Below are 13,024 nucleotides of genomic sequence, written 5' to 3' on the forward strand. Positions count from 1 at the left end.
CCTTGCAATATTTTCACAGGGTAGAAATCAGTTTTTCCCAATAGTTATGCGGGCTGGGCGGGATTTTAAGGGACGACTAAATAAGAACGGTTGTTGGCGACTTAAAAAATGCTTCGCGTTTCCATGGAAAATGGATAGGCACTAGCCGCTAATCGCTACAAGGAAAATTTCGGCATATACAGGACATTCGTCATGCAAGGAGGCCATTCTTCGTGATAATGCGTCACCATAATGAGGGTAGTTGCTTGAGAAAGGAATTGCAGCAAGTCAAAAAGGCGACTTCGAAATTCATTTTCCATCCCTTGCGTCGGTTCGTCCAAAATTAAAACTTTGGGCGGGCGAATGGCGGCGCGAGCGATGAGAATCAGTCGGCGTTCCGTGGCCGAAAGCGTTTGAAATGGACGCTCTGCATTTGGAAAACCCAGTTCTTGAAGCCATTTTTTTGCTTTGGCTTTTTCTTCCCACGATGGCGGTGAAAATAAGCCGAGCCCTGTTGTAAATCCCGTACAAAGAACTTCTTCAATACTCAGCTTTTCTCTGTATTGCGTGGCTAGTTCAGGCGAAAAAAATCCGATTTGAGCTTTGTGTTCCCAAATGTTTAATCCGTGTCCCGGCTTCTTTCCGAACAAAGTAATATCGTTGGAATACATTTGCGGATGGTCGGCGGAAAGAAGTGCCAGCAACGTACTTTTGCCCGCTCCGTTTTGCCCCATGACAACCCAGTGCTCTCCTTTTTTTACTTGCCAAGAGAGGTCTTTGATCACTTGTGTGGAGCCGTATTCAATATGTACATGATTCAAATCAAAAAGGGTTTCTCCGGAAATCTCGGGTTTGCGCAATTCCTGAATTTCATAGTGGGTCGGTTCCGGCTTGCTTTTGCTTTCTTGGGCGATTTCCGTTGGCAGCTCTCCGTCGTATTCGTGAAATTCGCCATTTTCATAGACAAATGCGGGAATTTTCGGAAGCAACTCTTCGGGACGTTGCAAGCTGACCGCCAATTTTACATCGGCTTCCGTCATTTTTAAAATCGCTTGAGCAAGGCGTTTTCTGTATTCGGGGTCCAAACCGCCAAACGGATCGTCCAGCAATATGTAATCGGGCGATTCCATCCATAGGCGCGCCAAAAGAATTCGACGCAATTCTCCATTGGAAAGGCTTAGCAGTTTTACGCGCAGAACCGTATCGGGAAGCCCGGCCATTTGCAAAGCTTCTTCTAGTTTGTCTGGATTGGTTGCTGCAAACGGTTCATCTTCAACGTAGCGATCTGTTTGCAGAAAAAATTTGGGCTTTAAAAGCAAATCGCGGACCCGCGGGGCATCGTCATCGCGAAGGCTGATGAATCGTCCTTGCCAGAACGGAGTTAAAGCCCGTTGGATGCGACGTTGGATTTCTGTAGAAGAAAGCGCGACGTTCAAATGTGTTTGTGCAAATTCTCGTAAAAGATGCGATTTCCCGCTGCCCACGGAACCTATCATTTGAATTTTGGAATGCGTTTCAAATAGAGAATCCAATGTCTTGTATTGCATGGCTCAAAGATAGCTTTTTTGTATCTTTTAGTTGTTATGAGAAACTTATTGTTTTTACTTCTTTCGGTTGTCGCATTGGCGTCGGCTCGAATGACTTTGAATTACAGCACGGATCGAATTGAATCGGGAATGGCTTTTGAATTGCGTCTAGATGTTCCCATCCGCGAATTGGCTGAATCTCGGGATGTTCCGAATTTTACTCCGCAAAATGGTTTTGTCTATCGGGGAATGGATTCGACAGATACCCGTGTAGAAGATTTTTTTGGCAGGGGCTATGCCGTTCGTCGTTACAATTTTAAATTGACCGCTCCCAAAAAAACGGGAAGAGTTGTCGCTGGTATTTTAACTTGGAAAATTCAGGGTGAGGAATACGAAATTGCACGTCCGGCAATTGAAGTGCAAAGGTCTTATGATGCCGCCGCTGTTGAAGTTTCTCTTTCGCCCAGCAAGCGTTCCGTTTATGAAGGGGAGCAGCTTTCCGTAACCCTTTCCATTCACACGTTTGAACATTTCCAAGGGAATTTGGTGGCGACCAATATGGATTTGGGAAATGATTTTATCGCGCATCGTTCCGATCTTTCCGATTTAAAGCTTTCTCCGATTCCGGATGCGCCTATGGAAACTCGCGGCAGCGCGAAATTCGCTTGGCTTTCTTCGGTCAAGACGGGTAAAGTTTCGATTCCGCCTTTCAAATTCAAATACATGAAAGTCGGCGCCCCGAAAATTGTCGAAAAGAACCAGAGCCATGGCGGTTTTTCGATGAGCTTCAAAAGCGTCCAGCAAGAACCCGAAGAGGCCGAGACGCAGACGGCTCCTCTGGAAATTTCAGTGCTTCCGTTGCCCGCGCAGAACAAGCCTGTCGATTTTTCGGGAATGGTCGGCTCTTACCATTTCAAGGCTTCGTTCGATAAGGATTCTTTGGTTTTAGGCGATGCGCTCACTCTGTCCATCCAAATTTCTGGAGACGGCAAGCCGGGAACAATTACGGATCCCGTTCTGCCGAATTTTTCGGAATTCCGTTCGGTACCGCCGGAAACGGACATCAAGAAAAAAATCAGCGGGGGAAAAGTCATTACGACAAAAAATATTCGGATTTTCCTGTATCCCAAAAAGAAAGGCGAGTTTGAAATCCCCGCGATTACATACAATTGGTTCAATCCGGCAAAACGCCGCTATGAAAGCCAGTCGGAAGGCCCCTGGAAAATCAAAGTGGAAAAGGGAAATTCTTTGGCGACGGTTGGAGAAATGAATTCGCCTATTGGCAATGCGCCGGTCGTAAAAGAAGAAATCGAATCTTTGGGTCGGGATATCCGTTACATGCATCAGATTCAATCTGTTTCTATGCAGACGCTTCCGCTGTATAAATCGATTCTGTTTTGGGTTTTGCTCGGGCTTCCTATTCCGCTGTATTTTATCTTCTGCATCTTTGTTCGATTGCATCGCAAACGGGCGGGCAATTCGGCTTTAATGCGCAAAGCGAAGGCCAACAAGAATTTGAAACGTTACGTGTCTCAGGCGAAAGCCGCATTGGAAAAGTCCGATGGCAGGGAATTTTACGCCGCTCTGGAAAATGGGCTTGTCGGGTATCTTTCGGATCTTTCCAACCGGGAATTTCGGGGAATGACCAAAGAATCCGTGAAACAAAATTTGACGGAATTGGGCGTGTCGGAAGAGAATGTGCAAAAGGTTCTCGAGTGGCAGGAAAAATGCGCTTTTGCGCGATTTGCCCCCGTGTCTGGAACCTCGGAAGAAAGAAAGGCGTCTCTTTCGGAATTCGAATCGCTGTGTGATACTCTGGAGGTTTTAAAATGAAAAAAGTGTGTTTTCTTTTGGCGCTGATTTTGGCCTCTGCATTTGCTGACGAAAATTGCAAAACCCTTTATACGGGAGCCGCCGCTTATCAAGCGGGCGATTTTGCGTCCTCGGTGGAAGCTTGGCAAAATTGTGTGGATGGCGGGTTTCAAAACGCGGATTTGTATTACAATTTGGGAAATGCCTATTTTCGGGAAAAACGAATCGGATTTGCCATTTTGAATTATGAAAAAGCGTTGTTGTTGAATCCGACGGATGCGGACATTCAATACAACTTGAATCTCGCCAAAAGCATGACGAAAGACAAGGTGGACGATTCCTCGATCGAAGAAAATCCGATTTTGTCTTTTTTGTTTCAAACGCATCACTTTTTCACGTTACGGCAGCAGTTGATGTTCATTCTCGGATTGGTCTGGTTCATTCTCGCGCTTTGCGTGGGACGAATTTTGGTTGCCAATCCCAAAACGAAGATGGTGCTGGCGTTTGCGGTGTTGCCTGTCGCCATTTTACTTGGCATTTTAGGGTGCAGTGCCGGTTATAAAATCTATCGGGAGAATACTTATTTTCTTGGGGTTGTCGTTGCTGAATCGGCGGATATTACTAGCGGCCCAAACGATAAAGACCAGACTTTGAACATGCTTTCCGAAGGGACGGAAGTTGAAGTTCTTCAAGTGAAAGATGGCTGGGTTCATGTGCGCTTGGGAGAAAAAGTCAATGGCTTCGCTAAAATCAGTGAAATCGGAATTGTAAAATAGGGAGACTTTTAGAAGTCTTCGGTAAAAAATGGAATGAAATCGAGGATGCGTTATCCCTGATTTGCTCGTAATCGTTTCACGCAAGTTAGTGATCAGTGAATAGTGGTCAGTGATTAGCGGCGAGTGCCCTTCGACAGGCTCAGGGAGCGATTGTCGAAGTACGGTTGGTGAGCTTGCCGAACTATGGTTAGAGGGTAGTTAGGAGCATTGGAGAAATGGTTGCCTCTTACGGGTTTCTTGAAACTTGGAATCTTCGATTCCGTAGTTGATTTTTCGTATCCTTTTTTAATCGGCGTTTTATCGACTCTTTTCAAAAGGCGTCTTTTTTTGGCCATCGATTTTCTATTTTTAATGCAAAGACTATCTCTTAAAACAGCTTTGTCGAACTAATCGATGGGCGGCAGGAACGAAGAGTGGGCAATGCTGGAGGCATTGGCCACTTTGAAAGGCTGGATTTTTAGAGGTGGCCTAAAGTAGGTATTCCGTGCTTAACGAAGAACAAATTTTACAAGCTTTATCCGTTGTTCGCGATCCGGACTTGAAAAAGAATATCGTGGAACTCGGCTTTGTCCGCAATGTGAAAATTTCTGACGCAGGCGATGTCTCGCTGGATTTGCAACTGACAACTCCGGCTTGCCCGATTCGGGATCGTTTTAAAACCCAATGCGAACAGATTTTGCGGGATATTGGAGCGCGCTCTGCGGACGTAACCCTTACTGCGAATGGGCGTGTTGTGGATTCGGCGACGGCGGCACCCAGCGACAACGCTCTTCTCAAGGATGTGAAGCGCATTGTTGGCGTGGCTAGCGGTAAAGGCGGCGTTGGAAAATCCACTGTCACCGCAAATTTGGCGATGGCTCTCAGCTTGGCGGGCGCCAAAGTGGGAATTCTGGATGCGGATATTTATGGGCCTTCGATGAGCATTATGTTTGGCGTGGATGCGCTTCCGGAAATTTTTGATGACCGAACCATTGCTCCTGTAGAAACCAAAGGCGGCATTTCATTGATTTCCATGGCGATGTTTGCGGAATCGGACAAGGCGACGATTTGGCGGGGACCCATGGCTAGTCAGATGATTCAGAATTTTTTGCATCGAGTTCGCTGGGGAGAACTGGACTATCTGCTGATAGACTTTCCGCCCGGAACAGGCGATATTCAATTGACTTTGACTCAGCAGTGTCCGCTTACTTGTGCCGTTGTCGTGACGACGCCGCAGGAAGTGGCTCTAGCAGATTGCCGGAAAGGGCTTGCCCTGTTTGATAGCGTGGGAGTTCCGTCGGCGGGCATTATTGAAAATATGAGTTACTTTATATGCGATGGCTGCGGAAAACAGCACGACATTTTCCGGTCTGGTGGCGGCGAACGCATTTCCAAGGCCCTCGGAGTTCCGATGCTGGGTAAAGTTCCGCTTGAACCTTCCGTTGCCGATTGTGGCGATTTGGGAACTCCAGTGGTTTTGCGCTACCCGAATAGCGCAAGCGGGCAAGCCTTTACAGAGATTGCGGGGAAAACCATTCAGGCGATTGCACAGTTGGAACATTCGACTGGAAAGGTCCTGCATAATTTCAACTTGCGTTGGGACGAAATCCCCTTGGAGTCGTGATGATACAGCCTTTAAAAATTTTTCGCACCCCAAATGGGGAACTCGGCATTGAATTTGATGACGAGTCCAAAGCGGTATTTCGTTTGCGGGATTTGCGTTTAGCGTGTCCGTGTGCCCTTTGCGTCGATGAAAATACCGGAGAAAAATTATTGGACCCGAAAACCGTTCCAGAAGATATAGGCATTGAAAGCGTTCGTTCCATCGGGCGTTATGCGCTTGGAATCTTGTGGAATGATGGGCATCGAACGGGAATTTACCCTTATGATTTTTTAAAGCGTTTGACGAAAACGCCGTAAAAAACCATATTTGATGCGTAAAACTATTTGGCGTAGGTCGTTCCAATATGAGTGATTTTAACGAATCGTTGTATTTTCGTGATTTGAACCGGTTTCCCACATTGAAACCGGAGGAAGAAGCGACGCTTATCGCCATTATCAAGAATGGAGAGTCCGACGAAATTCGCGAACGCGCTTTGCAGCATTTGATCCGCGGGAATCTCCGTTTTGTTGTCAGCGTTGCGCGCAAATACCAAGGCCGTGGACTTTCCCTGCTGGATTTGATCAACGAAGGCAACTTGGGACTTTTTAAAGCGGCAAAACGTTTTGACAGCTCTAAAGACGTCAAATTTATCAGCTATGCTGTCTGGTGGATTCGACAGTCCATCCAAAAAGCTTTGTTTGAACAAGTTGGCCCGGTTCGTATTCCGCCAAATAAATTGACGATGGTGAACCGCTTCAAGCGGGCTTTGGTGCAGAACGGCGGCGATTACGAACGTACCATGGCGATGCCTGAATTTGCCGGTTCGGAACAGGATATTGTCGAAGTCATGGAAAAAATCATTGATATTTCCATTGACGCACCTATCAACGACGACAGCGCTTCGGGGGATTCGGTCAGTTCTCTGCTGGACATTTTGGGAACCGACGGCAATCAAGAATCCGAAATGGAAAAAAAGGAGCGCAAAGCTCTTATTGAAGAAACTCTAAAGTCCTTGAGCCATCGAGAAGAAGAAATTTTACGGATGTTCTACGGACTGGATGCCGTGGAAGATACGACTCTCAAAGATATCGGCGAAGATTTGAAATTGAGTCGCGAGCGGGTTCGGCAGATAAAGAATAAAACCCTCCGCAAATTGCAAAAGAATAAAGAAAAACGTGACCGCTTGAGCGACTTTCTGGAAGGCTGATGTTCGTTTCCAAAGCAAAAGCGCGACGGGCGGCTGTATTTTTTTTGACTCTTCTCGGCGGTGCATTCCTGGCACTTTTGGCCCATACCATCTATTTGAAAGTCGGTCCTCGGTGCGTAGAAGTGGTGACGGTTCCTTTTGGACTCCCGGGGGGAACTCGCCTTCTTTGGGGCGACACTCCGGATTCCCTTGCCGGCATGGAAATGATGCCTTTGACGACGCAACAGGAACTGCGTCGAGCCGCCGATTTGCAAAAAAGCGGAAGGTATGAAGATGCCGCAGAAGTTTATGAAGCGATTGCCCTGCAATATCCGGGAGCTTTTGTTGCCGAATGGGGAGTGGTTAATTCTCTTCTGTCGTTAAACGAGGATTCGCTGCAACCGATATGGCGTTCCCAGTTGGATGTCATGGAAAAGACTTTGCGGCGTCGCTATCCGGAATCATCGGTTTCCTTTTACATGGATGCGCGTTTAGCGGACAAGGCGAACAGTTCAAGTACCGCTTTGGAACTTGCGCGTGTGGCGACTCAAAAAGCGCCCGCCTTTGCCGAAGCTCGCCTTTTATATGCGGATTTGCTTTTTAAGTCCGGTCGGTATGCGGAAAGTGCGCAGGAGGCTCGAACGGCGATCAGCCTTTGGAAAGGGGACGATTCCCGGGCCTATTTTCGATTGGCGCAAGTTTATCACGACGAAGGGCGTTTGGACAGTTGCGAATTGATTGTGGAATATGCCCTTTCTCAATTCCCTGTGGATGTGGACTTGCTTTGCTTGCAGGGAATGTTGCAAGAATACGACGGGCATTTTGATTCCGCTGAAGCGACTTATCGTCGGGCTTTGGCCATTCGTCCGGGATATGCTTTTGCTACAGAAGCCCTGCTTTCGTTGGGGCAGAAATCGACGCCGGGTACGTCGGGAGTTTCGCTCTCTCCGCAGGAACGCGCCCAAGTTGCTTACGATATCTTGGAACCGCTAGTTCAGCAGTATCCGGAGAATTTGCCTCTTCGGGAAGCTCTTGGCAAAGCGTATTTGAAAGGTCGGGATTTTGAACGGGCCAAATTGCAATTTTTGGAAATCCAGAATCGGGATGCCGCTTACCCAGAAATCGCAATTCGAATTCAGGAAGCTTCTGCGGCGCCGTCCGTTCGCGAAACCAAAAAGAGCTTGCTGGTCGATGATCTCTCTCGGGCTATTGACAGTATGCGAACCCTTCCGATATCGGAACACTCGTTTGAGTCCAGCTTGGGCCATTATCTGGTGCGTTACGGGGCGACGGAAAAAGAATTTTTCAAAAAATATTCGGCGGCGAATTTCAAAAAAATCGGGAAAAGTGCGTGGCAGGAAAAATTTTTTGAAGCTCCCTATTTTCACCGCTATACGGCGCTTTTTGACGAAAAGGGAAAATTTTATGGTGTTCACGTTGTTGTAACGGATTCCAACGTCCTTTTAAATTCCAAGGAATCCAAAACTCCGGAAATTTACACGTCGCTTTTTCAGCACAACACCCGTCTTTCTGGCGTCGGATCGGAAACGGGAGAAACGGATTGTGACGGAACGGTGATGTCCGGGGCGATTTGGGAAACCCGGGATAATTTTGAATTGCTCGCTCGCATTGTCGGAAAACCCGAAGAAGTCCGAATGATTCGTTTGGATAAAGCGAAAATTCCCGAAGGAACCCGGCTTTGCGATTATTTAAAATATCTATCCCTGTATTGATTTGTAGTTTTTATACCATGCGCATTCGGCATTTTATATTGGTTTCTTGGGTAATTGCGGTAGCTTCGCTTTTTGAAGGCTGCACCTGCTGCGCATACTTGAATCATATTTTTAATGCGGATCGCAATTATGAAGATGCGACCAAGTTGGAAGAAGCTCGCGCGGATTCTCTTCCCGGCGATTCCGATTTGGTGGCGACCGGCGAAGCCGCCAGAAAATACGACAAGGTGATAGAAAAGGGTTCCCGTGTTTTGGAACGTTTTCCCGACAATGATCGCCAAACGGCTCGTGCGGTTTTTCTCATCGGGGAAAGCTTTCGACACAAGGGAGAATGGAGCAAAGCCGTTGCCAAATACGATGAATTTGAACGCTATTTTTCGGATCATGATTCCATGCCCAAAGTGGAATATGAACGGGCGTTTTGCCTTTACAAAAACGGCGAATACGATATAAGCCGCTTTGCGTTGCAGTCCGTTTTGGATGCGGGGGATTCCCATCCTTTTTATCAGGAAGGTTTGAATCTGCTTTCGCTTTTGGAAGAAAAAGGCGACTTTACGGAACAGGCGATTGCCGCTCTCGAAAAAATGCTCGCGGACTCGAATGGGACTCCGTATATGCGCGGGCGCGCCCATCTTCGATTGGCGTCGTTGTATTTTAAAATGGAAAATTATCCGAATGCGCGCAAGCATTATCAGGCGAAGGAAATCGTGGAGCTTCCTTTACGCGACCAGTATTCGGCGGCTTTGCATGCGGCGGAATGTTTGGCTTTGACAAAATCTTTCGCTCCGGCGGCCGATGAATACAAGGCCATGATAGCGAATAAAGATTACGAACAATATCTGCCCGATATGACTGTGCGGCGAGGGGAATTGCTGCTTTTGGCGGGAAATTGGACCGAGGGCGAAGCGGTTTTGCATCATGTGACCAGCGAATATGAAAAAACGGAGTATGCGTCTCGCGGATTTTTCAACTTGGGCGATTTTTACCAGACCGAAAAACGGGAATACGAACCGGCTCTCGCTTATTACGATTCCAGCTTTCTTTCCAAACCGGTGTGCAGCTGGGGAAAAAATGCCAGAGAACGCCGGGACGCATTAAAAAAACTTTTGGCTCTTCGTGAAAAGGATTCCCTTGCGGACACTACGGACGCCGCCAAAAAAGCATTCTTCGATACGGAATTTCAAATCGCGGAATTGTTCCTTTTCAAACTTTCGGAATTGGACAGCTCGCTTGTCCGACTGGATCGCATTATCGCCGAAGCGCAGGATTCTTCCATCGTGATGCGGGCGACTTACGCCAGGGCTTTTATTTACGACGAATTCAAAGAAGACGATGAAAAAGCGGAAGAGCTTTACAAAGAAATCATCGCCAAATATCCGCATACGGATTATGCAAAACAGGCACAAATCAACTTGGGATTCAAAGTCACCGTGAAAACTCCCGAAGACATGGCGCACGAGATGTTCTTGTTTGCGGAAAGTTCTTGGGTGGCAGCGCAAGAAGTCCCGCTTGAACAAATGGAAGAGGTCGATTCGGCGTATGCGCACGCCTTGAGCGCATTTGATTCCGTATATCAGGCGTATCCGGAAACGCAAGCGGGCATTCAGTCGCTGTATATGAAAGCGATTATTTGGGAAATGTCCCCTGAAACAAAAGACAGCGCGGCTGCTGCATTTAAAATTCTACGGAAGGATTATCGCAATACGCCTTGGGGAAAAGATGCGGAACAACGGTTGCAAAACCGCTTGACCATCACCGAGGAATCGCTCGCTCGCCTGCGGAGAAGGGTGGAGCAGAACACGGAATATGTGGAAAAGCTTTCGAAGCAGTATTACGAAGGAATTGCGGAATCGGACAACAAGAAAAAAGGTCCGGACATTAAAGTCACCGAGGATGAAGAACTGGAAAATTCGTATAACAGCATGTACGACTTTGAATGACGGTCTTTTGATTTTGCGTTTCTTTCTCCATATTTCGCTCCTGCCCGCAAGCAAACTTGAAATTGCGGGTCTTTTTATAGCCTTGGTCAAATTAAATCATGCGTGACGCTCCTTGTCCCAATTGTCAAACCGCAAAAATCTCGGTTCATTGGGCAAATCGCAAAAAACATTTTTGGGCATGGCGCCATAAACAACGCCCAAATGCATCAATCGTTTCTCGTCTTGAGTCTGGCAACATCCGTATGTCCCGATTGAAACGATTGAATGGTGCGGAATGCCGACAAATGCGACCGCTTCCGGCAATTCTACGGTTGTAAAAGTCCTTTCGTCGCCCCATCGCACATTGGGAATCTGATATATTTTTCAGGATGGTTGGTAAAATCCTGATAATGAGCCTCGTGTTCATAGAAGTGTACGAATCGATCCCTGGCTTTCTGCCGCTTGGAAAAGGGAACAAGTCCTGAGGGTTCAATGATTTCACAATTGTCCTAAACAGTTAGAAACAATGTAAAAATTAAAAAGTGTCGGCGATTTTTGCTAAGATTTTTATTAGCCCATAACCCCAACAAAAACACCGACATGCCTAATGCTTGCGACGATGATTTTCGCCTGTTTTGCAAGGTCGGACTCGTTGAAACCTACCGTCAAGACCTTGGAGACAATCGGGGGATCACTCCCGAACCTCGGCATAGAAGGCATTCCGTCGCGTTCGAATCTGGGCAAAAGTCCTCGTGCGCGGAAAAGAAACGGACATGCGCTTCTTTACAAACTCTTTCGCGCGGGCCGCATCTACGATCGTGCAGCTGTACAAGGCTCGCTGGGAAGTGGAGAACTTCTTCAAGTCGTTGAAACAGAACTAGAGATCGAGTCTTTTATGGGAACCACCCGGAACGCCGTGGAGATACAGGTCTACGCTTCCATGATATCGATGCTCCTTCTGAGGGAAGTCAAGGATGTTTCGGACAGCAACCGCAGGGAATCGAAACTCATTCCGCTCGGCTTTTCCTGTTTCGTTACGGCCCTTAGGCCGAACCTGTTCCGCTCAATCCCGCTTGACATCTAACTTCAGAAGCCGTTCGCCCTAGCGGCGTCAATGCCTATGATTTTGGGATTTTCAAAAAATTGCCGTATTCATATCGAAATTGGCAGTTTTGTTTATTTCAAATTTTATTTAGGACAGATGTGTTTGCCATTACTTTTTCCCCTTGTTCAAAATGCTTAAAATATTGCTAATATCGCTATCCGGTATAGAATTCAATTTTCGTGCAAAAGCAATAGTCAGATCTCTTTGGTTGGCGTGTAAGTTGTGCGTTTTTCATTTTTGATGATAATTGACCTCGTGAGTCAATCAAAACAGGCCTTTTTTATGCTAAATTAGCATGGACATAGCCCTTTGTTGTAAAACTTTGGGCGATCGGTTTTAGAGTTTTTGCTCTTATTCTCACCAATGAAATCGGCTAAAATTTCAAATGTATGCGAGAATAAGGCGAACGCTCACGTCCCTATTGGGGCGTGGGATGTTCGTGCTTGTAGTATACAGGGCTTTTAGCCGAGCCTCATTGGTTACAAGTCGGACGATTCCACGCCTTTTTTATTGGCCAGGCTGAAGGATTCTTCTTGTTGAGGGTAAGGGTTAAAACGGAAAGTTTAACCTTTTTGTATATGAGGCCCCCATGCCCTCGCTCTCCTGGATTGGCAAAGACGCCGTTTTGAACCACCATCTGGATGTTCCCTACCGGGTTCTGGAAAAGAAATACGATTTTGGCGACGGCGAGCCGGGCAACAAAATTATCCACGGCGACAACCTGGAAGCGCTCAAGTCGCTCCTCCCCGAATACGAAGGCCGCATCAAGTGCATCTACATCGATCCGCCGTATAACACCGGCAACGAGAACTGGGTCTATAACGACAACGTGAATTCCCCCAAGGTGCGAAAGTGGCTTGGCGAAGTGGTGGGCAAAGAAAGCGAGGATTTGACCCGGCACGACAAGTGGCTTTGCATGATGTATCCGCGGCTCAAGTTGTTGCAAAAACTGCTGGCCAACGACGGGGCGATTTTCATCAGCATCGACGACAACGAGCAGGCGAACCTGAAACTGATTTGCGACGAGATTTTCGGGGCGGGGAATTTTGTGGGACAAATTATTTGGTTCAAAAAAAGAAAAGGGTCTTTTCTTTCTAAAAAGTCAGCCCTTAAAAAGTCACTTTGCGAACGCAAGATAAGGACGTTCGCATTTTTTGTTCATTCCGTTCCACAGAAGGCAAAAACAGTATAGCCATTCCAACAGGGCAAAAAAGCGCCTCATGGCCCTCTTGAAGTTGAACGCTGCCGCAGCAAGCTTTGCATTGAGCATGTCGCCAAAGATTCCCTTGTAGAAATTTCTGCCCATACGGTGGTCGCTTTTCAGGTGGCCGTTGATAGGCTCGATGCCAGCCCTCTTGCAAAAAAGCTTGTGAGCCTTTTTCTTCTGGTAGTAAGTCGCGTTTTTC

The 13,024-nt window shown here is 47.1% G+C and carries 10 protein-coding genes and 2 pseudogenes; 9 read left to right on the forward strand and 3 right to left on the reverse strand.

What is annotated here, in order from left to right:
- Positions 1-155 precede the first annotated feature (155 nt).
- Positions 156-1,526: an ATP-binding cassette domain-containing protein gene (locus B5D40_RS13425; protein ID WP_078777322.1), complete on the reverse strand. Its 1,371-nt coding sequence runs from the start codon at positions 1,524-1,526 to the stop codon at positions 156-158.
- Positions 1,527-1,562: 36 nt separating this feature from the next.
- Between B5D40_RS13425 and B5D40_RS13430 the strand changes: the two genes are divergently transcribed.
- The 7 genes from B5D40_RS13430 to B5D40_RS13460 all read left to right on the forward strand — a co-directional run bounded on the left by B5D40_RS13430 (position 1,563) and on the right by B5D40_RS13460 (position 10,534).
- Positions 1,563-3,338 carry a BatD family protein gene (locus tag B5D40_RS13430; RefSeq protein WP_078777323.1) on the forward strand — a complete coding sequence of 592 codons (1,776 nt, stop codon included), beginning with the start codon at positions 1,563-1,565 and terminating at the stop codon, positions 3,336-3,338.
- A complete protein-coding gene (locus B5D40_RS13435) occupies positions 3,335-4,093 on the forward strand; it encodes a tetratricopeptide repeat protein (protein WP_073304145.1) in 759 nt (252 codons plus the stop codon). The genes B5D40_RS13430 and B5D40_RS13435 overlap by 4 nt, the downstream gene beginning before the upstream one ends.
- 484 nt (positions 4,094-4,577) lie before the next feature.
- Entirely contained in the window at positions 4,578-5,696 is a 1,119-nt protein-coding gene (locus B5D40_RS13440; RefSeq protein WP_078777324.1) for an Mrp/NBP35 family ATP-binding protein, read from the forward strand.
- Entirely contained in the window at positions 5,696-5,992 is a 297-nt protein-coding gene (locus tag B5D40_RS13445; protein ID WP_078777325.1) for a DUF971 domain-containing protein, read from the forward strand. The genes B5D40_RS13440 and B5D40_RS13445 overlap by 1 nt, the downstream gene beginning before the upstream one ends.
- A gap of 47 nt (positions 5,993-6,039) precedes the next feature.
- Entirely contained in the window at positions 6,040-6,882 is an 843-nt protein-coding gene (locus B5D40_RS13450; RefSeq protein WP_078777326.1) for a sigma-70 family RNA polymerase sigma factor, read from the forward strand.
- Positions 6,882-8,594, forward strand: coding sequence for a tetratricopeptide repeat protein (locus tag B5D40_RS13455; RefSeq protein ID WP_078777327.1), 1,713 nt, complete (start codon positions 6,882-6,884; stop codon positions 8,592-8,594). The genes B5D40_RS13450 and B5D40_RS13455 overlap by 1 nt, the downstream gene beginning before the upstream one ends.
- A 17-nt stretch (positions 8,595-8,611) precedes the next feature.
- The gene (locus B5D40_RS13460) at positions 8,612-10,534 is read left to right on the forward strand and encodes a tetratricopeptide repeat protein (protein WP_078777328.1); all 1,923 of its coding nucleotides are present in this window, start codon (positions 8,612-8,614) and stop codon (positions 10,532-10,534) included.
- A gap of 96 nt (positions 10,535-10,630) precedes the next feature.
- On the opposite strand, the gene B5D40_RS16565 is transcribed toward B5D40_RS13460, so the two are convergent.
- Positions 10,631-10,876 carry a DUF4417 domain-containing protein gene (locus B5D40_RS16565; RefSeq protein WP_073304133.1) on the reverse strand — a complete coding sequence of 82 codons (246 nt, stop codon included), beginning with the start codon at positions 10,874-10,876 and terminating at the stop codon, positions 10,631-10,633.
- 289 nt (positions 10,877-11,165) lie between these two features.
- Here B5D40_RS16565 and B5D40_RS16665 point away from each other — a divergent pair, with 289 nt between their 5' ends.
- A complete protein-coding gene (locus B5D40_RS16665; RefSeq protein WP_233134320.1) occupies positions 11,166-11,597 on the forward strand; it encodes a hypothetical protein in 432 nt (143 codons plus the stop codon).
- A gap of 610 nt (positions 11,598-12,207) precedes the next feature.
- Positions 12,208-12,693: pseudogene (locus B5D40_RS13485) on the forward strand (site-specific DNA-methyltransferase); the annotation flags it as partial.
- Between the two features lie 42 nt (positions 12,694-12,735).
- Here B5D40_RS13485 and B5D40_RS13490 read toward each other — a convergent pair.
- A pseudogene (locus B5D40_RS13490) lies at positions 12,736-13,024 on the reverse strand (hypothetical protein); the annotation flags it as partial.

Source organism: Fibrobacter intestinalis, from assembly GCF_900167415.1.
Classification (GTDB): Bacteria; Fibrobacterota; Fibrobacteria; order Fibrobacterales; family Fibrobacteraceae; genus Hallerella; species Hallerella intestinalis.

Excerpts from the sequence above, each read along its gene's own strand:
- B5D40_RS13430 (WP_078777323.1), top strand. The coding sequence starts at position 1,563 with ATGAGAAACTTATTGTTTTTACTTCTTTCGGTTGTCGCATTGGCGTCG.
- B5D40_RS13425 (WP_078777322.1), bottom strand. The coding sequence starts at position 1,526 with ATGCAATACAAGACATTGGATTCTCTATTTGAAACGCATTCCAAAATT.
- B5D40_RS13455 (WP_078777327.1), top strand. The coding sequence starts at position 6,882 with ATGTTCGTTTCCAAAGCAAAAGCGCGACGGGCGGCTGTATTTTTTTTG.
- B5D40_RS13435 (WP_073304145.1), top strand. The coding sequence starts at position 3,335 with ATGAAAAAAGTGTGTTTTCTTTTGGCGCTGATTTTGGCCTCTGCATTT.
- B5D40_RS13445 (WP_078777325.1), top strand. The coding sequence starts at position 5,696 with ATGATACAGCCTTTAAAAATTTTTCGCACCCCAAATGGGGAACTCGGC.
- B5D40_RS13460 (WP_078777328.1), top strand. The coding sequence starts at position 8,612 with ATGCGCATTCGGCATTTTATATTGGTTTCTTGGGTAATTGCGGTAGCT.
- B5D40_RS13450 (WP_078777326.1), top strand. The coding sequence starts at position 6,040 with ATGAGTGATTTTAACGAATCGTTGTATTTTCGTGATTTGAACCGGTTT.